Below are 26550 nucleotides of genomic sequence, written 5' to 3' on the forward strand. Positions count from 1 at the left end.
TACTAGGCGCTACGCGCCGTTTTGTTGGCGTTTTTCTTAAATAGCTCTCGGAAAATAGGATAAATATCATCAACAGCACGAATGTGCTCTATGGCAAAGTTGCCGAATTGAGCCGCGAGTTGCTCATATTCTCGCCACAAGCTTTGGTGTGCACGATTGGTGATTTCGACATAGGCATAGTATCGCACCATGGGTAAGATTTTGTTGCTCAGCAAATCGGCGCATTGCGGTGAATCATCTGCCCAATTGTCGCCATCGGACGCCTGCGCTGCGTAGATATTCCATTCACTGGATGCGTATCGCTCACTCACTATTTGATGCATCAGTTTTAATGCGCTGGAGACGATGGTGCCGCCAGTCTCTTGCGAGTAAAAAAACTCTTGTTCGTCGACCTCCTTGGCTTGAGTATGATGGCGGATATACACCACCTCAATGTTTTCATAGCTGCGGGTAAGAAATAGGTAGAGAAGAATATAAAAGCGTTTCGCCATGTCTTTGGTGGCTTGATCCATCGAACCAGAGACATCCATAAGGCAAAACATAACGGCCTTAGAAGTGGGGTGCGGACGCTTTTCGTAGTTGCGAAAGCGTAAGTCGTAATTATCAATAAAAGGCACCGCAGATATCTTTCGCTCAAGCACTTCTATCTGCTCAAGGAGCGCGTTAATTTTGGTTTGCTCTGGTACAGGGGCATGCTCAAGTTCAATCAATTGCGCTTTTAGTTCAGCGAGCTCGCGTCGCTTTGCTGCGGTCATCGCCACTCTTCGGGCAAGTGAGCCTTGTAAAGAACGAACAATATCAATATTGCTTGGCATGCCATCGCTGCAAAAACCAGCGCGGTGCGTTTTCATTTGTACCAGCTTATCGACACTGGTTTCTTGTAAGTTCGGTAGTTCTAAATCTTCAAATAATAAGTCTAGATACTCATCCTTTGAAATTGAGAATACAAATTCATCTTGCCCTTCGCCTTGATCGCTGGCTTCGCCCTCACCAGCGCCGCCGCCTTGACCCTGCGGCGGGCGTTTTATTTTATCGCCTTTATTAAATTGGTCGTTGCCCGGGTGCACCTGCTCACGATGCCCCCCGCGACCTTGATGAAAAAAAGGCTCCTTGATGTCTTTGGCGGGGATAGAAATGCTTTCCCCGCTAGAGACATCAGTAACACTGCGTTTATTTATAGCGTCTGAAACGGCTTCTTTAATTTGCTTTTTATAGCGGCGAATAAAGCGCTGTCTATTTAACGTGCTTTTATTCTTGCCGTTCAGGCGCCTGTCGATAAAGTGCGCCATAAAACCTCCCTCAACTCACTACGTGCTGGTTACTGCGATTTGCGAACGCGCAAATACCACTCAGACAGTAAGCGCACTTGTTTCTGGGTGTAGCCTTTTTCAACCATTCGGTTAACGAAGTCTTCGTGTTTTTTCTGATCCTCTGCTGATGTCTTGGTATTAAATGAGATAACCGGCAGTAAGTCCTCGGTGTTGGAGAACATTTTTTTCTCAATCACTGTGCGCAGTTTCTCGTAGCTAGTCCAAAGCGGATTCTTACCGTTGTTGTGAGCGCGCGCTCTTAAAACAAAATTAACGATCTCATTGCGGAAGTCTTTGGGGTTAGAAATACCCGCAGGTTTTTCGATCTTCTCCAGCTCAGCATTGAGTGCGGCGCGGTCGAATAGCTGCCCGGTGTCAGGGTCGCGGTATTCTTGATCTTGGATCCAAAAGTCGGCATAGGTGACGTAGCGATCGAAGATATTTTGCCCGTACTCGGAGTACGACTCTAAATAAGCTGTTTGTAGCTCTTTACCGATAAATTCGACATATTGAGGGATCAGGTAGCCTTTTAAGTGCGACAAGTAACGTTCTTGCACTTCAGCGCTGTATTGCTCCCGCTCTATCTGCTGTTCCAATACATAGAAAAGATGGACCGGATTGGCAGCCACTTCACTGTGATCAAAGTTAAACACGCGCGACAAGATTTTAAATGCAAAACGGGTTGATAGCCCTGTCATGCCCTCGTCGACGCCGGCATAGTCGCGGTACTCTTGGTAGGATTTGGCTTTGGGGTCGGTATCTTTCAAGCTTTCACCATCGTAGACCCGCATTTTTGAGTAAATGCTGGAGTTTTCAGGCTCTTTTAGCCGCGATAACACCGAGAACTTCGCTAAGGTTTCTAAAGTGCCTGGAGCACACGGAGCGTCGCTTAGCTCGCTGTTGTGTAGTAACTTATCGTAAATTTTTACCTCTTCAGTGACACGTAAGCAATACGGCACTTTCACGATGTAAACCCTGTCTAAAAAGGCTTCATTATTCTTATTATTTTTAAACGTTTGCCACTCTGATTCATTTGAGTGGGCCAAAATAATGCCATTAAAGGGCAGGGCGGAAATCCCTTCAGTACCGTTGTAGTTGCCTTCTTGGGTGGCAGTTAGCAGCGGATGCAGTACTTTAATGGGCGCTTTGAACATTTCGACGAATTCCATCAAGCCTTGGTTGGCAAGACATAAAGCGCCTGAGTACGCGTACGCATCTGGATCGTTTTGCGCGTAATGTTCAAGTTTACGAATATCAACTTTACCCACTAGGGCGGAGATATCTTGGTTGTTTTCATCACCAGGCTCAGTTTTGGCAATGGCCACTTGATTTAAAATAGAGGGGTAGCGCTTTACCACCTTAAATTGGCTGATGTCACCATTGTATTCTTTTAATCTTTTCGCCGCCCAAGGCGACATGATGGTACGCAAATAACGCTTTTTAATGCCGTATTCTTTTTCTAGCAGTTCGCCGTCTTCAATGGCATTAAAAAGGCTCAGGGGGTGATCATTCACCGGTGAGCCTTTAAGACAGTAAATAGGCACTTGTTGCATCAAGTACTTAAGCTTTTCAGCAATCGATGATTTACCACCGCCTACAGGGCCAAGCAAGTATAATACTTGTTTACACTCCTCTAGGCCTTGTGCGGCGTGTTTTAGGTAGGAAACAATCTGCTCAATGGCATCTTCCATACCATAAAACTCATTGAAGGCGGGGTATCTTGGTACAACTCGGTTAGAGAAAAGCCGACTTAACACCGCATCTTGCGATGTATCGACCATTTCTGGCTCGCCTATGGCTGTTAGCAGGCGCTCTGGTGCCGTGACATAGGCTGTCTTGTCTTTTTTGCACAGCTCTAGAAACTCGCTAATGCTGTACTCTTCTTCCTGGGATGCTTCAAATCGTGATTGATAATGCTCGAAAATTGTCATACCGACCTCCAAGTTACCCGAAGCTGAGATGAAAGGGTGGAAAGATGCGACTCGGTACTTAAAGCGTAGACAGTAAAGTGAAATTTTGCGAAATATATTAGGAATTTAGTTATTCATATTTAGCGCTATGAACAGCCAAAAAAAAGCCGCATGAGCATGGTGCGCACACGGCTTTTATCAACTTAGAACAAGCAGGTGAAAAAATTTCACCTATTTATATCAGCGGTTAAACTAAGCGCTGAAGTTCTGGTTTGCGAAGTCCCAGTTTACTAGCGACCAGAAACCTTTAAGGTAATCTGGACGTACATTGCGGTAGTCAATGTAGTAAGCATGTTCCCAAAGGTCAACGGTCAGAATTGGAGTTACGCCTTGCTCAGTTAGAGGCGTAGCTGCATTTGAGGTGTTAACGATATCCAATGAACCGTCTGCCGTTTTAACTAGCCAAGTCCAGCTTGAACCGAAGTTGTTTACTGCTTTGTCATTGAATGCTTCTTGGAACGCTTCAAAAGAGCCCCATTTAGCGTTAATCGCATCGGCTACAGCGCCGGTTGGTGCACCACCACCGTTTGGAGAAAGGCTGTGCCAGTAGAACGTGTGGTTCCAGATCTGAGCAGCATTATTGAAAACACCGCCTTCAGATGAGCATACGATTTCTTCGAGAGATTTACCTTCGAAATCAGTACCAGCAATAAGGCCATTTAGCTTTTGCACGTAGGTGTTGTGGTGTTTACCGTGGTGATACTCAAGCGTCTCTTGAGAGATATGTGGCTCTAATGCATTGATTTCGTATGGTAGTGACGGTAGTTCAAATGCCATGTTTTTCTCCATCTATCATTATTTGAAAAAAGGGCAAGCAGCTGCGCGCGGACTGCGCAAAGTGTACTGAATGCCATTATAGTGGTACTATAATTCCTGAGTATTTTACTCAAGTTTTAGCAAACAGCAACGCCAAAACGGCGACAAGTGCCTGATCCTGCGTTTACAGTAAACGTCTTATACGACGATTTTGCTACATCAGAGCAAAAAATATCGTGGTTGCCTTCATCACCGTCATGCTACGGTATCAACAGCGCGCTGTTTGCTTTAAAATTACTGCTAACGATAGACATTGTGGTCAAAGTGATGGATTTCAACACTTACCGTCACATTTAACAGAAATTGAGGTTGTACATGGAAACCGTTGAAAAGATTAAACAGCAAATTGCTGAAAATCCCATTCTGCTTTATATGAAAGGCTCTCCAAAACTACCAAGCTGTGGCTTTTCTTCTCAAGCAGCGCAAGCGATGATTTCTTGCGGCGAGCAGTTTGCTTACGTTGATATCCTACAAAACCCGGATATTCGTGCTGAGTTACCAAAATATGCGAACTGGCCAACTTTTCCGCAGTTATGGGTGGAAGGTGAGTTAGTCGGTGGTTGCGACATTATTATTGAGATGTTCCAACGCGGCGAGTTGCAGCCTCTCATTGAGCAAACAGCGGCAAAGTACAAAGACGCTGATAGCGAATAAGAGTAAAAAAAGCCAGGTTCTCCTGGCTTTTTTATTATCAGTCAAAGCCCTGTTGAGCGGCTTTACTGATACCATCGAGCAGCAACGCATTTCTCACTAAAAAAGCAATTTTTCGAATCCCTCGGTAAAAACTTTCTATCTGCACATCTTCGGTTAAACTTTGTTATTAATAGCAGTTTACTGGGCGTGCCTTGTATGTTCATGCTTTATATTCGTATGACCGTTTTAATTTTGGCAGTGGCCTTACTCCCCGCTAGCTACTCCTACGCGCAGCGTCAATCTATTACGATTGACTATCAAGTAAATGATGTAACTATGAGTTACACAGGCTTTTGGCGCGGCAGCACCTTTATTGTTGATGCAGGGTTCAAGCGTAATGTGATTGTCGCGACGCTTGATTGGCCTCCTTACTTGGGGCGTAATCAATGTCAGGGTGGCTGGCTATTGCATTATATGGCGGCGTTGCTATTGCAGGCTGGGTATAATCCTGAGTTCAGGTTTTTGCCTTGGGCTCGAGCGGTGCGCATGACTGAATTGGGTCATGCGGACATTTTAGCTCCAGAGTATGAAATAGAATCATCCGCGCCCTCAGACGTCATCCCTGGCAGCACGCGGCTTAATCACCTCGCATTGTCCTTAGCATTAGCGCATGCACCGGTGCATTATGTGGCTGCAGCAGACAGTGCTATCACCCAGGCCCCGCAAATATCGGAATTGCCCAATTACTCTCTTGGTATCGTTCGTGGCTATCAAAATGCCCCCCAGGTAGATCAAGTGATCGACAGTGGCCAAGTCATTGTTCAACAAGCTATAGATGATGCGCAAAACCTTAACTTAGTGGTTAACGGGCGCGTTAACCTCATTATTGGCGATCCCTTAGTATTACATACCGTTGCCAGTGCAAACGGTATTGACCGCGCTGCCTATCGAGTATTGCAACCAAGCATAACCAATCAGCCATTGTATTTTGCGCTATCGAAAACGCGGCCACAGTGGCAAGTGTTGATGCAAGATATCAATCAAACCATTCCTGTTGCCAATGCTCAGCAATTGCGCCAACAGCTTACTGAGCGTATTGACGAGCACTGTGCAGCTCAGGGCACATATTAAGGTGAATTTTTATTCGTAACATGAATAATTATTCACGCTTGTCCCATCTTTACGTTAACGTAAACGTCCGTTTTTAAGGTCGCTATTTACACGATTTGTAAATATGACACTGGTGTCATATAAAAAATAACGAGTATAAATAGTAAAAATACCTCTATACCCCCTTGCTTCGCATATGTTTACAAAGCGTGAAAAATATTCAAGAATGTGAATATGTATTCATAATTTCATTGACACTCTGTTTGCAAAGCGTTAGCGTTGACGGTCTGCTAGGCCGCCTGTGAGGGTTGCTTGCAACGCGGTTAGCACGCAGTAGCAAGGGGAGAGGAGTCCGCAAATGTTATATGACTCAGCATTAGAAAAAGATAATTGTGGCTTTGGCTTGATAGCCCAAGTCAATGGGCAAGCCAGCCATAAGTTGATTCGCACCGCGATCACGGGTCTTGCCCGTATGGAACACCGGGGTGGTATTTCTGCAGACGGTAAAACCGGTGATGGTTGTGGCTTGCTGATGCAAAAGCCAGACAGCTTTTTTCGAGCTGTAGCCAAAGAAAACAACTGGTTACTGGGCAAGAACTATGCTGTGGGAATGGTTTTTCTAAGCCAAGATCCGGTTCAAGCCGAAGCGGCAAAACGCGTTATCACCAAAGAATTAGAACAAGAAACACTGACCCTACAAGGGTGGCGTGAAGTGCCGACCGATACCAGTTACTTAGGCGATATTGCCTTAAAGCAATTGCCACAGTTTATGCAGGTTTTTGTCAGCGCCCCGGAAGGATGGCGACCAAAAGATTTGGAACGTCGGCTGTACATTGCCCGCCGACGTATCGAAAAACAGCTAGAACAGGATAAGGATTTTTACATTGCTAGCCTGTCTGGGCTAGTCACCGTATATAAAGGCTTGATGATGCCAGAGGATTTGCCAAATTTTTATCTCGATTTGGCAGATATCCGCATGACCTCGGCAATTTGTGTTTTTCACCAACGTTTTTCCACCAATACCCAGCCGCGATGGCCTCTAGCACAGCCGTTCCGCTATTTGGCTCATAACGGTGAAATCAACACCATAACGGGCAATCGACAATGGGCTCGGGCCCGTGCTTATAAGTTTTCCTCGCCACTGCTGCCTGATTTGCAAAGTGCCGCCCCTTTTGTCAACGAGAGTGGCTCAGACTCCTCAAGCTTGGACAACATGCTGGAGTTGTTTTTAGCTGGGGGGATGGACCTGTTCCGCGCGATGCGCATGTTAGTGCCACCGGCATGGCAAAAGAACCGAGCGATGGATGATGATCTGCGCGCATTTTATGATTTCAACTCTATGCATATGGAGCCTTGGGATGGACCTGCGGGCATTGTGATGTCCGATGGTCGCTTTGCGGCATGTAACCTCGACCGTAACGGCTTGCGACCTGCTCGCTATGTGGTGACTCAAGACGGGTTTATCACCTTGGCTTCAGAGGTCGGGATTTGGGATTATGCGGCTGATGAGGTGGTGGAGAAGGGCCGTGTTGGTCCCGGTGAACTGATGGTGGTTGATACCCTGCATGGCAAGGTATGGCACTCAGGGGAAATCGATCAAGACCTCAAAGCAAGGCACCCTTACAAACAATGGCTGGAGCAAAACGTTAAGCGCCTCACGCCTTTTGAGAAGCTGACCGACAAAGAAGCCGGTAACCGTTCGTTTGACGCTGATACGCTACTGATCTACCAGAAAATGTTTGCGTACACCAATGAGGAGTTGGACCAGGTCATTCGGGTGATGGGTGAAAATGGCCAAGAAGCCACCGGTTCAATGGGCGATGACACGCCATTTGCGGTACTTTCTGAAGGCCATCGCTCCTTATATGATTATTTTCGACAAAAGTTTGCTCAGGTCACGAATCCGCCTATCGATCCACTGCGCGAAAACCATGTCATGTCACTAACGACCTGCATTGGCCGTGAGCAAAATGTTTTCAATGAAACCACAGGACACGCTAAGCGCTTGCAATTTGATTCGCCAGTGCTGATGTACTCGGATATGGTGCAGCTGCGCAGTGCCAATGATGAGCATTATAGCCACAGCCAAGTGGACCTAAACTACACCAGTGATGAGACCTTAGAGCAGGCGTTGGAACGCGTTTGTGACGAGGCGCAGCGTAAGGCTGAAGAAGGCGCGGTGATGGTGATTTTAACCGACCGCCATATTACCCAAGACAGCCTGCCTATTCCGGCGGCAATGGCCGTTGGCGCGGTTCAGCAACGTTTAGTGAATAACAACTTGCGTTGTGACACTAACATAATTATCGAAACTGCAAGCGCACGCGATCCTCATCATTTCGCGGTGTTACTTGGTTTTGGTGCAACTGCTATTTACCCTTACCTTGCCTATGAGTCGCTGGTGGCAATGAGCGATAACAAGGTGATCGACAAGAGCTACCGCGAAGTGACGCTGTCTTATCGCAATGCTATCAACAAAGGGTTGTTTAAGATTATGTCGAAAATGGGGATCAGTACCATTTCGTCATACCGGTGCTCTATGTTGTTCGAAGCGGTGGGGCTATCCGATAAAGTGGTCGAGCTATGCTTTAAAGGCGTGGCGAGTCGTATCGCTGGTGCCTGTTTTGCGGATTTTGAGCATGACCAAGGCAAGTTGCGCAAACTGGCATTTAGTGCACGTAAACTGCTCTCCCATGGTGGGCTGTTAAAATACGTTCATGGCGGCGAATATCACGCTTATAACCCCGATGTGATCCAAACACTGCAAACCGCAGTGCGCTCAGGAGACTATGCGGACTATCAACGTTATGCGGCCCTGGTAAACAATCGTCCCATCACTAATTTGCGCGATATGCTCGCGCTGCGCAGTGATACTAAGGCCATTAGTGTCGATGATGTTGAGCCGGCAGAGGCGCTTTACCAGCGCTTTGATTCTGCCGCCATGAGTATCGGCGCTTTATCGCCAGAAGCGCATGAAGCTCTAGCAATTGCGATGAACCGCTTAGGTGGGTGTTCTAACTCGGGCGAGGGTGGCGAGGACAAGCTGCGCTTTGGTACCGAGAAAAATTCACGTATTAAACAAGTGGCATCAGGACGCTTTGGCGTCACTCCGCACTATCTGCGCAGTGCTGATGTTATCCAAATCAAAGTCGCCCAAGGCGCTAAGCCCGGCGAGGGAGGCCAGCTGCCCGGTGAGAAGGTCACACCTTATATCGCAAAACTTCGGTATTCGGTACCAGGTGTGACCTTAATTTCACCTCCACCACACCACGATATTTACTCTATTGAGGATTTGGCGCAGCTGATATTCGACCTCAAGCAGGTGAATCCAAGTGCGATGATCTCGGTTAAGTTAGTGTCAGAGCCAGGGGTCGGCACCATTGCTACCGGTGTGGCCAAAGCTTATGCCGACCTTATCACCATAGCCGGGTACGACGGTGGCACCGGGGCCAGCCCACTGACATCAGTAAAGTATGCGGGTAGCCCGTGGGAGTTGGGGTTAGCGGAAACGCAGCAAGCCTTAGTCGAAAATGGCTTGCGTCACCGCATTCGCTTGCAAACAGACGGCGGTTTAAAAACCGGCCTAGATATCATTAAGGCGGCCATCCTCGGCGCTGAAAGCTTTGGTTTTGGCACCGGACCTATGGTGGCTCTGGGATGTAAATACCTGCGTATTTGTCACCTCAATAACTGCGCAACCGGTGTAGCGACGCAAGACGAGACATTACGGGCCAAGCATTATCATGGCTTGCCTGAGATGGCGATGAACTACTTTAAGTTTATTGCCCAAGAAGCGCGAGAAATCATGGCATCGCTCGGCGTCACGCGGCTAGTGGATTTAATTGGTCGCACCGAATTACTCGAAGCCATTGAGGGCAAAACGCCGAAACAGCAAAAAGTCGACCTCAGTCATTTATTGGAGAAGCCCAATAATATCAGCGGTGAGACCCTATACTGCTCGGTGCACAATACTTCGCATTATACGGGGCGCTTGAATGAGGAGCTGCTCGATAAAGCCAAGGAGGCCATTGATAACTTATCGGGTTTAAATTTGGTGAGCCGCATTAATAACACCGATCGTTCCATTGGTGGCATGCTTTCCGGCTATATTGCCTCGAAGCACGGTAACCAGGGTATGGCCGCTGATCCAATTCGTCTTGAGCTACATGGCACTGCCGGGCAATCCTTTGGTGTGTTTAATGCCGGTGGTCTCGAGATGACCCTTATTGGCGATGCCAATGATTATGTCGGTAAAGGCATGGCCGGTGGGCGCTTAGTTGTTCGCCCACCAATGGGCTCATGTTTCCAATCACACCAAGCGGCAATTATTGGCAATACCTGCCTATATGGTGCAACTGGGGGTCATTTATATGCTGCTGGTTGTGCTGGCGAGCGCTTTGGTGTGCGTAACTCCGGCGTCACCGCTGTGGTTGAAGGCTTAGGAGATAATGGCTGCGAATACATGACCGGCGGCGTCGTATGTGTGCTTGGTAAGGTTGGGGTCAACTTTGGTGCAGGGATGACAGGTGGTTTTGCCTATGTACTCGACGAAGCCCAAGACTTTGATAAACGCATCAACCCAGAGCTGGTGGAAATTGTCGAACTGGATAACTTAGTAACACATCATGAGCACCTCCGTGGATTGATAGCTGAACACTTAGAACTCACCGGTTCGCAGCGAGCCGAGGCTATTCTTGCTAGCTTTGATCTGTATCTACCGCTGTTTAAGTTGGTGAAACCAAGATCCAGTGATGTGCAGAGTTTATTGGGCCACCGCGCCCGCAGTAGCGCGGAGTTGCGCGTACAGGCGCAATAGGAGGAAGTATGAGTCAGAATGTTTATCAATTTATTGACGTGCAGCGCGTGGACCCAAGGAAAAAGCCGATTTCCACACGCAAGCAGCAGTTTGTCGAGATTTACGAACCATTTTCGCAAAACCAAGTCGACTCTCAGGCGGATCGCTGCTTGGATTGCGGCAACCCATATTGCGAGTGGCAGTGCCCGGTCCATAATTACATCCCGCAGTGGCTAAAGCTGATCCGCACTGGGCGTATACTCGAGGCAGCTGAGCTGTCTCACCGCACCAATAGCCTGCCAGAGGTGTGTGGTCGGGTATGCCCGCAAGACCGTCTTTGTGAAGGCGCTTGTACGCTCAATGAAGACTTTGGCGCGGTGACAATAGGAAATATAGAAAAATACATCACCGATACCGCGTTTGCTATGGGCTGGAAGCCTGATATGAAGCACGTGGTGTGGACCGATAAAAAAGTCGCCATTATTGGTGCTGGCCCCGCTGGCTTGGGGTGTGCTGATGTGTTGGTACGCAATGGCGTTAAGCCGGTGGTATTTGACCGTCATCCGGAAATCGGGGGGTTGCTAACCTTTGGCATTCCTTCTTTCAAGCTTGAAAAAGAAGTAATGCAGCGTCGTCGTGAAATCTTCACCGAGATGGGAGTGGAGTTTCAACTGAATACCGAAATAGGCAAAGATATTGAATTGCAAAGTATTATTGATCAATACGATGCAGTCTTTTTAGGTGTTGGCACATACCAAAGCATGCGCGGCAATTTAGCCAATGAGGATGCCGAAGGCGTCTATGACGCATTACCATTTTTAATTGGTAATACGAATCGCGTGATGGGCTATGACGAAAGCCAAACGCCTTTTGTTGATATGCAAGGCAAGCGCGTTGTCGTGCTCGGCGGTGGAGACACCGCGATGGATTGTGTGCGTACCTCGGTGCGTCAACAGGCAAACCATGTGATCTGTGCCTATCGTCGCGATGAAGAAAATATGCCGGGCTCAAAGCGCGAGGTGAAAAACGCCAAAGAAGAAGGCGTGGAATTCATGTTCAACGTTCAACCTAAAGGTATTGAGGTGAATGAACAAGGCATCGTCACCGGTGTGAAAATGATAAAAACCCAACTCACAGAGGCGGATGAAAATGGTCGGCGCCGCGCCGAAGAAGTCGCGGGCTCTGAACATGTCGTGGCCGCTGACGCCGTGCTCATGGCTTTTGGCTTCAAACCCCACAAGATGGAGTGGTTATCGCCGTTTGGTGTCGAAATCAATAGTTGGGGTGGGATCACTGCGCCCGAGCAAGGCGAATATACTCACCAAACGACTAATCCAAAGATTTTCGCTGGCGGTGACGCGGTACGAGGTTCAGATCTGGTCGTCACCGCGATCTTTGAAGGTCGAAACGCCGCCGAGGGCATCATGGACTACCTCGAGGTATAAAGTTCTTTTCTGGGAAAATCAAAGCGGGCCCTTGTTGGCCCGTTTTTTTATAGCTAACAGTGACTGAAAAAGGATAAGCTAAAAACCGCTCAACCGGTTTTTCATCCGTAAGTGCAAATTATGACAGGGAGGTAATGAGCTATGGAATATGTGTTAGCGGTGACTCTGTTTGCCATTTCGGCTTCCATCACTCCAGGACCCAACAATATTTTAGTGATGACTTCTGGCGTTAACTTTGGCGTTAAGCGCAGTCTGCCGTTACTGACAGGCATTTGCGTGGGCTTTGCTGTTATGTTGTTGCTTGTCGGCCTAGGATTTTCTTATGTATTTAGCAGATACCCAAGCCTGCACTTTGTCATAAAGTGTTTAGGTGTTCTTTATTTACTCTACCTTGCGTTCGTTATTGCTTTTTCATCCGCTGCCATTGAGGGGAAGGAGCAGCATCGACCTTTATCATTTATCAACGGTGCGTTATTTCAATGGGTTAATGGTAAAGCTTGGGTTGTTGCTAGCGGCGCTATTGCCGCTTTTACGAGTGTTGGAGGGGAGTTTAGTGGCGACAATATTGTTATCGTTCTGACTTTCTTATTGGTGTCATTTCCCTGCGTTGGCGTGTGGCTAATGTTCGGTTCAATGCTTAAAAATCTACTCAACACCGCAAACAGACGTCGCTGGTTTAACCTGACGATGGCTTTGTTACTGGTGTTATCGGTGATACCTGTGCTCAAGGAAATAGTAACAGCACTTTAGTGCACAGCCTCAATCCATAAGACCGTACACTGGCTAATGTCGAGTTGTTAGCGCTCTGAGCGCTCATATAGAGTTAATCGAGTGTAATCCCTCACCCGTGTGCGGCAATCAACTCTTTGGCGTTAGCCAGAGTTGCTTTACTAATGTTGTCCCCTGCTAATAACCGTGCAATTTCATCGACTCGTCCTTGCTTATTCAACGGCTGCATCTGTGTATAGGTCTCATCATTGGCCACTTCTTTGGCGACAAAAAACTGGTTCATAGCACTGGAAGCCACTTGCGGTAAATGGGTCACACAGATTACTTGTGTTGATTCACCCAAACGACGTAATAACTTACCTACCGCAGCGGCTGTCGGGCCAGAAATACCCACATCCACTTCATCAAAAATAAGAGTAGGCGTGGTAACCCGTTGAGCGATAATTACTTGAATCGCTAAACTGATGCGCGATAACTCGCCTCCGGATGCTACTTTGCTAAGCGTCTGTAAGGGCTGGCCTGGGTTGGTACTGACCATAAACTCTATGCGATCTTGGCCTAGCTTACTGGGGGTTCGTTCGTTGTCGTAATCAAGCTCAATGGCAAAGCGGCCATTTTCCATCGATAATTCATGCATACTGGCGCCAATTAACTCGCCCAGTTGCTCAGCCGCGTGTTTGCGGCTGTCTGAAAGCGCTAAGCTGTGCTGCTGATAAGCAGCCAGTGCCGAGGCTATTTCTTCGTCTAATTGGGCTAAACGTTGGTCATCAACGCAAATAGCTTCTAACTCAGCCTTAATATGCTGATGGTGCTCTACTAAGGCTTCGGGTTCAACCATGTGCTTTCTTGCCAGAGTTACTGCGGTGCCAAGACGCTCATCTAGATACTGTAAGCGCTGTGGATCCAGCTCGGCGCCATCGCAATAAGCGCGTAACTCGCGGCTAGCCTCTTCCACTTGCACACACGCATCATTGAGCATAGTCGCTACGCCCTCGAGCGCGTTATCAATGTTGGCCAGTTCGGCAATAGCAGCGGCGCTTTGTTGCAATGCACCGTTAATGGTTTGTTCTTCGCCCTCATACAAGGCATAAAGCTGTTGTTGTGAGCCTTCTAGTAACTGCTGTGAATGACTGAGTTTGTGATGCTCAACTTCAATGTCAGCGTATTCACCCTCATTGAGGGAGAACTCATCAAGCTCAGCAACTTGATATTCAAGCAGTTGCTTCTGTGCTTGTTGTTGGGCGTGCTTAGCTTCTAGCTGCTGGCGTTCACGATGGAGATTGGTATAAGTATGATGTGCGCTGGCCACTTGCTCAAGTAGTGCACCGTGGCCTGCGTATTCGTCTAGCAAATGCAGCTGCTGGTCGCTTTTTAACAACAGTTGATGAGCATGTTGGCCGTGGATGGAAAGTAAATATTGGCCCAACTCCTTTAGCTGTCCAGCGGTGACGGCAATGCCATTAACGTAACTTTTACTACGGCCATTTTTAGCAACCACGCGACGCAGCAAACACTCGTCATCATCGCCCTCTAACATATGCTCTTGCAAATACTGTTGTGCTTTAGGCAGCTGGCTAATATCAAACCGCGCGCTAATATCGGCTTGCTTTGCCCCTGGGCGCACTGCGCCAGCGTCAGCGCGTTCACCTAAACACAGCGACAGCGCATCAATAGCAATGGATTTACCGGCCCCTGTTTCACCGGTTATGGCGGTCATGCCACTGCGCCATTGGGTTTCCAATTCGCTTACAATGGCAAAATTAGTAATTTTTAATCCACACAGCATACTGTTCATCCATCCAGTTATTTATAACTGTTAATCTATACAGTGTTTGTGGTTTTTGCAAATTAAATTTTAAACAGTTTCGTGCTGAGCTGATGAGTGCTCTTGCTGCTCATCGACGTCGTCCTCAGTCTCATCAGGCTCGTCTTTAAGCTGCTCGTGGTCACTGAGATCGCTGGAGGTAAGCTGCGTCAGCAGGGTAGGGAGGATGTCATGGTAAAACGCAGCATTAAACTCGATACCGCGTGTGGGTAATTCACTAATAAAGTATTGAATCCGCTCTGCTAGAGTATCTATGTCGTTACGCACATAAGACTTAGCTAACTCGCTGTCCAACGTCTGCAGCACACGTTCACTGATGTATTCTAAATACGTGAGGTTATCCTCATTGTGCCCTTGAACAACGAAGAAGTTGCTGCAGATAGCATTGAGTTGCGGCACATGTTTGGGACGTAGAATGCGAGCTTCTTCATACTCATGCAGATGGCTTTGAAAGCGTTGTTGAACTTGCTTGACCCGAGCGTTAAACATACGCCGTTGAGCCTCTCGCGCTTTCTCACGGTTGCGCTCAATGACCATGTACACACCAAGCAAGGTAATAAGTAAAATAAGTGTCAAGATGACGACGAAAACCATGAGGATACGAGTGGGAACCGAAAACAACGAATGCCCTATTCTTATGTAAATAGGGCCTAATTGCAATAAAAACTGAACGCTAAGTTAACGCTGGCTAATACAAGCGTGAACCCCAGTTTAGCTTTTGCCTCAACACGTTATAGTACGAATAGTCAGTTGGATGGACTAGCCGCAAAGGCTTTTCAGCCTTTTTAATAACAACCTCATCACCAGGGAGCAGGGCCAGTACCACGTGACTATCACAACTCACTTGCAGGCTATCGGTATTACTAGGACTGAGTTGCAAACGCACCACACTGTCGCCATCAACGACGAGCGGGCGGCTGGAGAGGGTGTGTGGGAACATAGGTACTAGCGACATGGCATTTAGACCTGGCGTGAGTATGGGCCCGCCACCAGAAAGTGAATAGGCGGTAGAACCCGTGGGCGTGGACACTATCAGGCCATCTGATTTTTGCGAAAAGACAAAATCATCGTTGATAAAACACTCAAATTCAATCATATGAGCCACTTTATCGGCGTGCAGTACCGCCTCATTCATGGCTGAGTTGGCACTTTTTAGCTCGGCATGGCGAAACACTTCGACTTCCAATAAAAAGCGTTTTTCTTCGATATACTGACCGCTGAGAACCTGCTCTAAAGAGGCTTCAAAGCTATCGGGGTTTAAATCGGTTAGAAAGCCTAAGTTACCTCGGTTTACGCCGATCACCCCAACATCAAAGCGGGCAAGCACCCGAGCGGCACCGAGCATGTTACCATCACCGCCGACAACAATCGCCAAGTCGGCCCGTTCACCCAACTCCACTAAGTCCACCAAAGTGGCTTCTTTCGCGTCTTCAAGTTGGCCGCCATAGTGGCGCTCGACCAAAACCTTGTAGCCTAGTGCTTGCAAAAAGGTATAGAGGCGTTGTAATGTCAGCGCCGCGCCTTCATGATTGGCTTTACCAATTAAGCCTATGGTTTTAAAAGATGCGCTCATAAATGTGCCAAGACCGAACTAACTCCTTATAGAGTAACGCAAAAGTCAGGGTGTTGAAACTGAGGCAAAGAGCCTAAATTATAACTATATGAAATTATCACCACGTGACGAGCAGATTTTCTCTGCTGTAATGAGCTTGTATTGCGACGGCGAAGGTAATCCTGTCGCCTCGACCCGCATTGCTAAGCAAAAAGGCATGGCGGTGTGCAGTGCCACCGTGCGCAATGCCATGTCTCGACTTGAAAAGCTCGGTTTACTGTACTCACCTCATACCTCTGCGGGGCGTATTCCCACTGAGCAGGGGTTTGCGTTTTGGTTTGACAGCTATTTCGACCTCGACCAACTCGGCTTGTATTGGCAGCCCCCGCAGGACAAACTAATTGAGTTTGCGCATCACCTCGCGCGACGCTTTAAAGTGTGCGTCTGTGTCGGCCTACCACAGGTAACGACGCAAGTTGTATTTCGAGTTGAAGTACTTGATTTTGACCGCAAACATTGGCTGGTGCTGCTGCTTGACCGGCACGGGCAAAGCCATAACATTCTTATTACTAAGCCCGTCGAAGCCAATGACGACATTCGCTATCAGTTTGCAACTTGGCTGAATTCGGTGTTTGCCCAGCAAAACCTGCTCGAGGGGATCCACCGCATGAAAGCAATGAGTCGCACTGCACCGCATTATTGTCATGGTTCGCTGGCTCAGTGGACGCGAGAGCTGGGTAATAAGTTGGGCACTGATAACAGCATAGTGGTGGGCGAGAATAACCTCTACGCTCACAGCCAGCACGACCAAGAATATGCTATTGGAGTGCGCTTTTTACATGCGGTTGAAGATAAGCTGGCCTTTCGCAATGGCGTGTCGGTGCTACTAGGTAACAGTGTGCCGATGCCGGGATTCGATGACTTCTTAATATTGAGTTTGGCGTACTTTGCGAATCACGAATACCAAAGCCGGTTTTGTGTGATTGCCCCGAAATCAGCAGAGATCGAAGCAATTATTCAAGAATTTGCGCAAATCGAAGAAGTGGACCTTGAAACCACTTAAACCATCCCCATAATGAAACGCAGTTAAGCAGTTTTTGGAGAACAGATAAATGTCCGAGCAAACACAGGCGAAAGAAAACGAACAGGACAACCCGCAAGAAGCGGTGGATCAAGAGCAGGCGAGTGAGCAACAAGCTCAAGGTGATGATAACAGCGCAGAAGCTGAAATCGCTGCGCTTCACGCAGAATTAGAAGCGGCGAAGCAAACGATAGAAGATCAAAAAGATAGCGTTGTTCGCGCTGCTGCCGAAGTGGAAAACATTCGTCGTCGTGCGGCTCAAGATGTCGACAAGGCGCACAAGTTTGCACTGGAAAAGTTTGCCGGTGATCTGCTTCCTGTGCTCGATAACCTTGAACGCGCCATTGAGTTCGCTGATAAAGACAACGAGGCTATTAAGCCTATGCTCGAAGGCGTTGAAATGACAGCGAAAAGCTTTGTCGAAGCGCTGGGCAAATTTAACGTTGAAGTGGTTGAGCCACAAGGCGAAACATTCAACCCTGATTTACATCAGGCAATGAGTATGCAACCCAGTGAAGACGTAGCACCTAATACTGTGCTTGCAGTGATGCAAAAGGGCTACACACTCAACGGTCGTCTATTGCGCCCGGCTATGGTGATGGTGTCAAAGGCACCGTAATAGCCTTTAGATAATGCTTTAAATGCCCGCTTAGCGGGCATTTTTTTTGTGATGCCAAAACTGGGTAAGCAGAATCAGTACTAGGGCACTGAACATCATACTTGAAAATGGCACCGCATTTTCAGGATGGATCAGGGCGAGAATTGGCCCTACCAGCGCGCCGCTACCAAAACGCAAGGTACCAATCACGGCGGTTGCCGTGCCGGAGTTGCGTTCGAATTCCATTAAAATAAGGGCATCAGCATTGCTGGCAATGATACCCAAACTCATCATTAATGGCGCAATACTAAAGACGATAAAGTACAGTGACTGCTGCATTAGGCTCACTGTGAGTAAGGTGCCGCCGGCAATAAAAGCCAGAGCTAAGCCGATAAACAACATGCGCCGAGAACCCACTTTTGGCACCACACGGGTATTGACGAAGTTGCCTATCATCAGCGCTATTACGTTAAAGGCAAATAACACCCCAAATAATTGCTCTGACACTTCAAAGTAATCTAAATAGATAAACGGCACCGAGGTCAAAAAGCAAAAGAAAGCGAATGACGCCAACATTGAGGAGAGTATATCTGCCCGGGCTTTTGGTTCGCTCAGTACTACCGAGTAGCTTTCAAAAAACAGCCTCAAGCCACGCTTTTCGCTGCGATAAATGGGAATGTCGATCAGGTGCATTTGCACCCATACGAGAATGAATACGGCATAGCCCGCTAACGTTAAGAAAATCACTTGCCACTGCGCAAGGCCGAGGATCAGCGAGCCAATACTCGGGGCAATGAGCGGTGCAATCATCATAATCATCGACACATAGCTCATGCCTTTAGCGGTATTTTGCTGATATATATGACGAATAATGCCAGGCACCACAACGGTAGCAGCGGCGCCGGTAAAGGCCTGCGCAGCCCGTAATGCCCAAAAAAGATGGATGTCTTGGCAAAATGCCAATGCCAATGAGCACAGCGCAAATAGCCCAAGGCCAATGCGGGCAAGGCGACGACGGCCCATTTGATCGGCTATGGGGCCAAAAAACAGCATACCTAACGCATAACCACCTAAGTACACACTCAGTGAAATTTGCACTTGTGGCATGGTCGCGCCTAAATCAGCGGCAATTTGCACCATCGCCGGCAGATACATATCCACCGCAAGCGGGGTAATAGCAACAATACTGGCTAACAGCGGCAGTAATAAACGCCGACTAGGCGTTCTTATATCGTCTGTGGACATAGAATTCAGTCTTCAATTTGATAGTGTGGAGAAACCAAGGCTGGCTTGATACTTTTAACGTATTGGGGTTCAGCGCAGACGGATAAAACACCTTGGTTTGTTCACTATATCACCCGCTGCCAGTAGGTAACAGCCAAATGTTATTAAGATAATGTTAATTATAAAGTTTTATACTTTTGCGTAGAGCTAGGCGAGCCCCATCACACTTTGCTATGCTAACCTCATTCGGTAAATAGGGAACAAATCATGAAACATGCTTTAATCGCGCTGGCGCTTGTCGCCGCGCTTGGTGGATGCAAAACATCGCCCACAGGGCGCACCCAAGTGGCTTTATATTCAGACAGTGAGATGAGCCAACTCGGCGGTGCTAGCTTTGAACAAATGAAAAAAGAACAGAAGATCAACAAAGATCCGGCCACCAATGCCTATGTGCAGTGTGTGGCTGATGCGGTGATCACCGTTCTACCGCAGCAATACGCGCAACAAGAGTGGGAAGTGGTGGTGTTTGATGAACCCTCGGCGAATGCCTTCGCATTACCAGGTGGCTACATTGGTGTGCACACCGGTCTATTAGATGTCGCGCAGAATCAAGATCAACTCGCGACGGTGTTGGGTCATGAGGTGGGGCACGTGATTGCTGAGCACTCAAATGAACGCGTTTCGCAAAGCCAACTACTGCAAACGGGTATGCAGTTAGGCGCCGTGGCACTGGATATGAGCGAGGTGAGCTATCGCAATGAGATTATGCAGGCCTTGGGTCTAGGAGCCCAATTTGGTGTGGTGTTGCCTTTTAGTCGTACTCATGAAAGCGAAGCCGATGAAATTGGTCTTGAGTTGATGGCCAAAGCAGGCTTTGAGCCCCAACAGTCAGTGGCATTGTGGCAGAATATGGCCAAGCAAGGTGGCGCTCGTCAGCCAGAATTTTTATCAACCCACCCAGCGCCATCAAGTCGCATTACGCAGTTGCAAAAGCAAATGACCAATGCACAAAGCTTGTATAGCAGTGCTCAAAAACAAGGCAAGCGCCCGCAATGCCGTTAGTCGCTCGGTAAGCACTTAAATGCTCAGCGCCTATAAAAAACTTAAGCAAAGGCCGCCAGTATTTATCCCACTGTTACTGGCGCTTGTGCTTGTTATTGATAGTTTGATTAGCGCGCCGGTATTTGCCATACAGTGGCACAGTCCCATGCTGATGTATCGTATCGGTGTGGTGTTTAGCTCGGTTAAGTTAGTACTGGCTGGTGGTTTGAGCGCATATTTGTGGTGGGCGATAGAAAAGCGCAGCTACAGGCCTTTGGCTACTATCGCCGCGCAAGCAGTCATGCTAATGAGTGCCTTACATGGCATTTTACTGCTTGTGGGTATGCAGAGTGTGATCGATAAATCAAAGCACTATGAGCAGATTGGCCCTTATGTGTTGGCGCAACAGCACAATGATAACGAGCCTGGCTACATGCAGGTGCTCTATGTATATTGCCCTAAAGCACTGGGTTTTTACCGCTTAAAAGAGGTTCAGCGCCAGCCCGGGCCTCCTGCGATGCTGTTAGTCCAGCGAGATAAACAATGGTTTGTGCAAGGCACTGACCATGCACTGCCATCACCTGGAGAAATCTGTGGCCAATAATTACTTAGTGACACTATTGATAGCCGTGGCGAGTTATAGCGGCTTTAGCGATGCCAAGGGCAGTGATAGCGCTTTGCATCTAGACCCTAGTTTGCCAACAAGCTTAGCGCTGGCTTTTGCCAACGATAACAATATTGAGCCGGATATCAGTGCTTTCAAAGTCTTAAATGTGGTGCCTATGAGCAGTCGCTCTGGGCGTCGTGTGGCGATGCTGACCATTGAAAACACCGAAAGCGGCCAACGCAGTTTGAATCATCAGCAGGTCATGGGGCTTTTTGCAGATGGTATGCGGCGCTCACCAGAGGCTTTTAAGCAATTATTTACGGGGCGACAACGTTTGTCTATTACCGTTGATTTTGCGCAGTATGACCACCCGCTGCTTCAGGTGTATACACGTAACGAATAGCCAGTGTGAAACGCAGTATGATGCTTACAGCACGCTTGGTAAGGAAGAGGTAAGCGAGCGCTTACCTCTACAATAAATCAGCGCTAAGCGCGGCTGATAAATTTGCTCTCAGCGGTGTTAATTTTAATCTTATCACCACTGGAAATGTGTTCAGGCACTTGTACTACCAGCCCTGTACTCAAGGTTGCCGGTTTGGTGCGTGCACTGGCCGACGCCCCTTTAATTGATGGAGAGGTGTCTTCAATCACTAATTCAACGCTAGTTGGTAGGTCGATGGACACTGGGCGTCCTTCAACTAACACCACCTGTAAACCTTTGGTCGACTCGTCAATAAACAGTAGCTGTTCAGCAATGCTGTCTTTGTTGAGGTGATAGGGGGTGTAATCCTCTTCATCCATAAACACATGCTCATCACCGTCAACATACGAAAACATCGCAGCACGACGCTGTAAATCGGCAAAATTAAGCATGTCTTCGGCTTTGAACGTTTCATCCACCTTGGTGCCATCAACCACATCATACATACGCATGCGGTATAGGCTTCCACCGGCGCGGCCTTGAGGCACAGAGCGCTCAATGTCGCGTACAATCATCACCCGACCTTGATACTCAATAGCCGCGTGTTTTTTTATCTCACTTGCCTTGGGCATTATTATTATTCCTCGATTATCTAAGAGCTGTAAGTTACCTGATCAAAAGGTCCAAGCCAAGTGAATTTGCGGAACCGACTCAGAGGTATTGGTGCCCAGTTTATTGTGCCAATATTGCCATTCGATACCTAGCATCAAGGTGCGTTCTTTGGCGTTAAGCGCGTGGCCCAAATCCCACTGCAGGATTGGTTGTGCTAGTACCCAGTTTTGTACTTTTTCGCCAAACTCGTTAGTGCGGCCATCAATGTACTCAACGTGGCCGGTAAAGTAGAACTTTTGCTCGCCGAGGCTAAAAGGTGTGCCCCAGGCAATATCCAGCATCCAACTGTCGCTTTCGGTTGGCGCGCCACCGGCACTAACGCCATCGCTATCATCAATATAAGCTGTGACTAAGGTAGAGAAAAAGTCAAAGCCATCTACCTGCCAGTCGAGTTTCACCCCGGGTAGGTATTTCAGTACCTTGGCATCGCCTGCGGCATTAAAGCCCATCACAAAACCGACATCCTTGAGAGGACCGGCACTAATATTTTCGCCAGAGATTTTTGATAGGCTGAAATTCGAGTACCACTCACCGTAGAAATCACTGTCTTGGTAGCCATCATCAAGGTCATCATGAATAACATCGATAAAAAAGAAGTTATCGCCGTAATCGTAAGCCGACGCGTGTTGCAAAGACACGACGCTGGTATCTGCTTTTTGGCCTGAGAAAGGATTTTTAAAGTCGCCATAATTCACGTGCAGTTGAGTCTGACTCCAATTGGCTGCGAACGCTGGCATGCTCAGCAAGCTACAGCCTGTCAATGCACAGGCGACAAGGTTACGTGTATTGATTTTCATAACAAGATGTTTCTAAAAGGAAAGTCAACGCAATTATAGCAGATGATGGCGAACAACCACCATCTGCATGGCGTTGATTTAACCGCGATGGCGCCGCAGTATGATGGTAATAATTGCCGTAACAGCCAAGATGAAGCAGTAATAAGCCGAGGTTGATACCTGCCATGGACTAATGCTAAACGTTGCACCTAGTAACAGAGCTTGGGCGCCGTAAGGCAATGAGCCTTGTAGTACACAGGCGAAAATATCCAGTAAACTGGCCGAGCGTTTTGCTGCAATGTCGCCATCGTCTGCGAGCTTTTTAGCCACTGGGCCTGCGACAATAATGGAGACCGTGTTATTGGCAATACACAAATTCGATGTCATCACCAGCAGCGCAATACCAATTTGGTCAGCCACCTTGCGATTGAAACGGGCAATGATTTTGGTCAACGCTTGAATTTTATTGGCAAGGTAATCCAGCCCGCCACCTCGGCGAATAAACTCCGACAGGCCACCGATGAACATGGATAACAAGAAAATCTCTTGCATGTCACTGAAACCCTGATAAACGTCTTTTACAAAGGCTCCGCCTTGGTAGTCGCCTGTAAAGCCCATTATTGCTGCGAAGATTATGCCGCTAAAGAGCACGACAAAGACATTCAGTCCCATCACCGCAAGCACAAGAATAAAGAAATACGGCAACACTAAGAGCCAGTCAAACTCCGCTACTTCTACCTGTTGTGGCGGTGGTGTGAGCATGACCAATAATGTAATAGTTAAAATGGCGGCAGGCAGGGCGATTTTTAAATTCTCACGGAATTTGTCTTTCATCTCGCAGCCTTGGGTGCGTGTAGCCGCAATGGTGGTATCAGATATGATCGATAAGTTATCGCCAAACATGGCCCCGGAGACGATAGTACCCGCCATAAGTGCAGGGTCGATGCCTGTTTTCGCCGAGACGGCAAGGGCGATTGGGCCGATGGCGCCAATGGTGCCCATAGACGTGCCCATGGCCGTCGATACTATCGCGGCTATTAAGAACAGCCCAGGTAATAACATACTTGCAGGAATAAAAGACAGACCAGCATTGACCACAGCATCAACGCCACCAGTGGCTCCAGCAACAGCGGAAAATGCGCCAGCCAATAGATAAATCAAACACATGGTGATGATGTTGCTATGCCCAGCACCACGAATAAAGGTTTCCACCGAGGCATTAATACTTTGTTTTGTTATCAAAAAGGCGATAACGATGGCTGGTAGAATCGCGACTGGGGCAGGGAGTTGGTAAAACGCATAATCGACACCTTGCGATTGCAAATACAATCCAGTGCCCAAAAATAGCGCGACAAAAATAAGCAGTGGAAGCAACGACAGTTTTGCCGTTGTTGCGTTGTAAGTAGGCTGCATGAATACCTCAAAAAATGATCGCCAACAGCCAAAAGTTCTTCTTTTAGCTGTATTTCTTTCGCATGATTTGTCCATCAAACCCTGCGTGCGCCCGCAAGCCAAAGACCAAATCGGCGCGTAATTTTGGGCAGTTTATACGTATGGACGGCTAAAGTCTACGGCGTTCATTGTGGTTGTTGTTATTTTACCCAGTAGTAACACAAAAAATTAACTTTATCGAGCGCTTAGCCATAATTAGCGGGCTTACCCTGGGCTTAAAATGAAATCGCACACGACATGGCCGCAGGGCATTGTTTTGAATCTTTCTCACTCGCGCACCCTGTGCATCTGCGTTAGCATAGAGGCTATCAGTATTTCATTGATTGAAGGAAAATATATGTCTGCTCGTGTAGGGGTACTCGGTGCCAATGGCCGAATGGGGCAAGTGTTATTAGCTGCAACCAATAATGATGGTGACACGCAGCTCGCAGGCGCTTATGTACGCGCGCACTCACAACTGCTCGGTGTCAATGTTAACAATGTAGTTAAAGACCTAAGCGAACACGCTGAGGGCTTAGCTTTTAGCGCCTTCGATGAGCAAAGTCAGTGTGACGTGCTGATTGATTTCACCCTTCCTGCTGGCATGCTGGCCCACCTTGATATCGCCGTTGCTAAAGGCACGCCGATGGTGATTGGTACCACCGGGCTTGATGAGCAACAAATGCAGCGTTTGTATGATGCCAGCGAGCATATCCCCATTGTTTTTGCCCGTAACTTTAGCGTCGGTATTAATTTATTACTTAATTTGGTGCAAACGGCAGCGCAGAAAATGGGTGATGACGCCGACATAGAGGTTTTCGAAGCTCACCACCGCCATAAGATTGATGCACCATCAGGGACCGCATTAGCCCTTGGTGAAGCCATTGCCGAAGCCAAACAATGGCAACACGATGACATCGCTGTGTATGACCGCTCACAAAGTGAGCAGGCCAAATCTCAAAAGGAAATTGGCTATTCGGTGCTACGAGGTGGCGATATAGTTGGTGAACATACGGCTTACTTTGCATTAATGGGTGAAAGGCTTGAATTAACACACAAAGCAAGCTCAAGAATGACGTTCGCGCAAGGAGCTGTGAGGGCTGCGAAGTGGGTGCAAAATAAGCAACCTGGCTTTTATACTATGCAAGATGTGCTCGAACTATAGAACTTTAAGGGTGTTTTTACGAGTTTCGGGAGTTTTTCATTGAATAGGTGCTGTTTTTTATATTTACAAACTTTTAATTAGATCTTTCTCCGACTCTCGTGTAGAATATCGTCAATTTGCCAAAATTTCATAATGCGTATAACCAAGCGCTGCAAACGGGTAGTAAATCGGTCATTTTTACTCCCGTTTTTTACTGTTAGGAGGTTAACTTGACTAAATCCGCTCTGTTAGTCCTAGAAGACGGCACAGTGTTTCGCGGTACTGCGATCGGCGCTGACGGCATGTCAGTGGGTGAAGTAGTATTCAACACGTCGATGACTGGTTACCAAGAAATCTTGACTGATCCGTCATATGCCGAACAAATCGTTACCCTGACTTACCCGCATATCGGGAACACGGGTACTAACAGCGAAGACGAAGAAGCGGCACGTATCTGGGCTAAAGGCCTAGTTATCCGCGATTTGCCACTGCTAGCGAGTAATTTCCGCAACCAACAATCGCTCGACGATTACCTAAAAGAACGTAACATTTTAGGCATCGCCGATATCGATACCCGTAAGTTGACTCGTATCCTTCGTGATAAAGGGGCGCAAAACGGGTGTATCATCGCGGGCGATGAGGTTGATGAGAATAAAGCCCTGGAAGCGGCGCAAGCCTTCCCTGGGTTGAAAGGCATGGATTTAGCCAAAGAAGTCTGTACCAGCGAGCCATTCGAGTGGCGCGAAACGAGCTGGACACTGGGCGAGGGCTTTAAAACCCTAAGCGCTGAGGATGAAAAGTTTCATGTGGTTGCCTACGACTTTGGCGTTAAGCGCAACATTCTCAGGATGTTGGTGGATAGAGGCTGTAAGCTCACGGTGGTGCCGGCACAAACCTCGGCAGAAGAGGTGTTAAAGCTTAATCCCGATGGCATTTTCCTCTCTAACGGCCCCGGCGATCCAGAACCTTGTACTTACGCCATTGACGCCATTAAAACCTTCCTTGATAAAAACATCCCTATTTTCGGCATTTGCCTTGGTCACCAATTATTAGCACTGGCTTCAGGTGCAAGCACTGCAAAAATGAAATTTGGCCACCACGGTGGTAACCACCCGGTAAAAGACCTTGACCGTGGGGTAGTGATGATCACTGCGCAAAACCATGGCTTCGCGGCGGATGAAGCAAGCTTGCCAGAGAACCTTAGAGCGACACATAAATCGTTGTTTGATGGCACCTTACAAGGTATCCACCGCACCGATAAGCCTGCGTTTAGTTTCCAAGGCCACCCAGAAGCTAGCCCAGGCCCCCATGACGCAGCCCCGTTGTTCGATCACTTTATCGAACTGATGCAAGCGCAATCTAACTAATTT

The 26550-nt window shown here is 47.9% G+C and carries 22 protein-coding genes; 12 read left to right on the plus strand and 10 right to left on the minus strand.

What is annotated here, in order from left to right; translation table 11 throughout:
- Positions 1–2: 2 nt before the first annotated feature.
- From MHM89_RS00095 to MHM89_RS00105, 3 genes are all read right to left on the minus strand, one after another.
- Positions 3–1289 carry a YeaH/YhbH family protein gene (locus MHM89_RS00095; RefSeq protein WP_045980312.1) on the minus strand — a complete coding sequence of 429 codons (1287 nt, stop codon included), beginning with the start codon at positions 1287–1289 and terminating at the stop codon, positions 3–5.
- A gap of 29 nt (positions 1290–1318) precedes the next feature.
- Positions 1319–3241, minus strand: a complete 1923-nt coding sequence (locus MHM89_RS00100) for a PrkA family serine protein kinase (protein WP_022946163.1) — start codon at positions 3239–3241, stop codon at positions 1319–1321.
- 231 nt (positions 3242–3472) lie between these two features.
- Entirely contained in the window at positions 3473–4057 is a 585-nt protein-coding gene (locus tag MHM89_RS00105) for a Fe-Mn family superoxide dismutase (RefSeq protein ID WP_022946164.1), read from the minus strand.
- Between the two features lie 354 nt (positions 4058–4411).
- Here MHM89_RS00105 and MHM89_RS00110 point away from each other — a divergent pair, with 354 nt between their 5' ends.
- From MHM89_RS00110 to MHM89_RS00130, 5 genes are all read left to right on the plus strand, one after another.
- The gene (locus MHM89_RS00110; protein WP_022946165.1) at positions 4412–4750 is read left to right on the plus strand and encodes a Grx4 family monothiol glutaredoxin; all 339 of its coding nucleotides are present in this window, start codon (positions 4412–4414) and stop codon (positions 4748–4750) included.
- 195 nt (positions 4751–4945) lie between these two features.
- Positions 4946–5860, plus strand: a complete 915-nt coding sequence (locus MHM89_RS00115; protein ID WP_239407791.1) for a transporter substrate-binding domain-containing protein — start codon at positions 4946–4948, stop codon at positions 5858–5860.
- 337 nt (positions 5861–6197) lie between these two features.
- Complete coding sequence (gene gltB / locus MHM89_RS00120; protein WP_138549011.1) at positions 6198–10655, plus strand: glutamate synthase large subunit; 4458 nt, start codon at positions 6198–6200, stop codon at positions 10653–10655.
- Between the two features lie 8 nt (positions 10656–10663).
- Complete coding sequence (locus tag MHM89_RS00125; protein WP_151172491.1) at positions 10664–12079, plus strand: FAD-dependent oxidoreductase; 1416 nt, start codon at positions 10664–10666, stop codon at positions 12077–12079.
- Between the two features lie 141 nt (positions 12080–12220).
- Entirely contained in the window at positions 12221–12829 is a 609-nt protein-coding gene (locus tag MHM89_RS00130; protein ID WP_045980315.1) for a LysE family translocator, read from the plus strand.
- A 91-nt stretch (positions 12830–12920) separates the two neighbouring features.
- Here MHM89_RS00130 and recN read toward each other — a convergent pair whose 3' ends face one another.
- The 3 genes from recN to nadK all read right to left on the minus strand — a co-directional run bounded on the left by recN (position 12921) and on the right by nadK (position 16206).
- A complete protein-coding gene (recN, locus tag MHM89_RS00135) occupies positions 12921–14594 on the minus strand; it encodes a DNA repair protein RecN (protein WP_239407792.1) in 1674 nt (557 codons plus the stop codon).
- Positions 14595–14663: 69 nt separating this feature from the next.
- A complete protein-coding gene (locus MHM89_RS00140; protein WP_200860099.1) occupies positions 14664–15209 on the minus strand; it encodes a hypothetical protein in 546 nt (181 codons plus the stop codon).
- A 112-nt stretch (positions 15210–15321) separates the two neighbouring features.
- Positions 15322–16206, minus strand: coding sequence for an NAD(+) kinase (gene nadK, locus MHM89_RS00145; RefSeq protein ID WP_022946172.1), 885 nt, complete (start codon positions 16204–16206; stop codon positions 15322–15324).
- 88 nt (positions 16207–16294) lie between these two features.
- Here nadK and MHM89_RS00150 point away from each other — a divergent pair, with 88 nt between their 5' ends.
- Positions 16295–17248 (plus strand): HrcA family transcriptional regulator, encoded by a 954-nt coding sequence (locus tag MHM89_RS00150; protein ID WP_053911515.1) that lies wholly within the window; start codon positions 16295–16297, stop codon positions 17246–17248.
- A gap of 49 nt (positions 17249–17297) precedes the next feature.
- Complete coding sequence (gene grpE / locus MHM89_RS00155) at positions 17298–17885, plus strand: nucleotide exchange factor GrpE (protein WP_239407793.1); 588 nt, start codon at positions 17298–17300, stop codon at positions 17883–17885.
- A gap of 30 nt (positions 17886–17915) precedes the next feature.
- On the opposite strand, the gene MHM89_RS00160 is transcribed toward grpE, so the two are convergent.
- Positions 17916–19109 (minus strand): multidrug effflux MFS transporter, encoded by a 1194-nt coding sequence (locus MHM89_RS00160; RefSeq protein WP_022946175.1) that lies wholly within the window; start codon positions 19107–19109, stop codon positions 17916–17918.
- Positions 19110–19355: 246 nt separating this feature from the next.
- On the opposite strand from MHM89_RS00160, the gene MHM89_RS00165 reads away from it, so the two are divergent.
- Genes MHM89_RS00165 through MHM89_RS00175 form a run of 3 tightly spaced genes read left to right on the plus strand, consistent with a single transcriptional unit; the run spans position 19356 to position 21139 of the window.
- Positions 19356–20150, plus strand: coding sequence for a M48 family metallopeptidase (locus MHM89_RS00165; RefSeq protein ID WP_045980319.1), 795 nt, complete (start codon positions 19356–19358; stop codon positions 20148–20150).
- 19 nt (positions 20151–20169) lie between these two features.
- A complete protein-coding gene (locus tag MHM89_RS00170; RefSeq protein ID WP_239407794.1) occupies positions 20170–20733 on the plus strand; it encodes a hypothetical protein in 564 nt (187 codons plus the stop codon).
- A complete protein-coding gene (locus MHM89_RS00175; RefSeq protein WP_052698287.1) occupies positions 20723–21139 on the plus strand; it encodes a hypothetical protein in 417 nt (138 codons plus the stop codon). The genes MHM89_RS00170 and MHM89_RS00175 overlap by 11 nt, the downstream gene beginning before the upstream one ends.
- An 83-nt stretch (positions 21140–21222) precedes the next feature.
- Here the strand turns inward: MHM89_RS00175 and yeiP are convergent, their stop codons facing one another.
- The 3 genes from yeiP to MHM89_RS00190 form a co-directional block, all read right to left on the minus strand.
- On the minus strand, positions 21223–21789 hold the full coding sequence (gene yeiP, locus MHM89_RS00180; protein WP_045980321.1) for an elongation factor P-like protein YeiP: 567 nt from the start codon (positions 21787–21789) through the stop codon (positions 21223–21225).
- 42 nt (positions 21790–21831) lie between these two features.
- Positions 21832–22626 carry a nucleoside-binding protein gene (locus tag MHM89_RS00185; RefSeq protein ID WP_239407795.1) on the minus strand — a complete coding sequence of 265 codons (795 nt, stop codon included), beginning with the start codon at positions 22624–22626 and terminating at the stop codon, positions 21832–21834.
- 78 nt (positions 22627–22704) lie between these two features.
- Positions 22705–24018, minus strand: a complete 1314-nt coding sequence (locus MHM89_RS00190; protein ID WP_022946181.1) for a Na+/H+ antiporter NhaC family protein — start codon at positions 24016–24018, stop codon at positions 22705–22707.
- A 376-nt stretch (positions 24019–24394) separates the two neighbouring features.
- Between MHM89_RS00190 and dapB the strand changes: the two genes are divergently transcribed.
- On the plus strand, positions 24395–25201 hold the full coding sequence (dapB, locus tag MHM89_RS00195) for a 4-hydroxy-tetrahydrodipicolinate reductase (RefSeq protein ID WP_235420105.1): 807 nt from the start codon (positions 24395–24397) through the stop codon (positions 25199–25201).
- 209 nt (positions 25202–25410) lie between these two features.
- Positions 25411–26547, plus strand: a complete 1137-nt coding sequence (gene carA, locus MHM89_RS00200; protein ID WP_022946183.1) for a glutamine-hydrolyzing carbamoyl-phosphate synthase small subunit — start codon at positions 25411–25413, stop codon at positions 26545–26547.
- Positions 26548–26550: the final 3 nt, after the last annotated feature.

The organism is Pseudoalteromonas sp. CNC9-20, assembly GCF_022347875.1.
GTDB classification, from domain to species: Bacteria; Pseudomonadota; Gammaproteobacteria; order Enterobacterales; family Alteromonadaceae; genus Pseudoalteromonas; species Pseudoalteromonas ruthenica.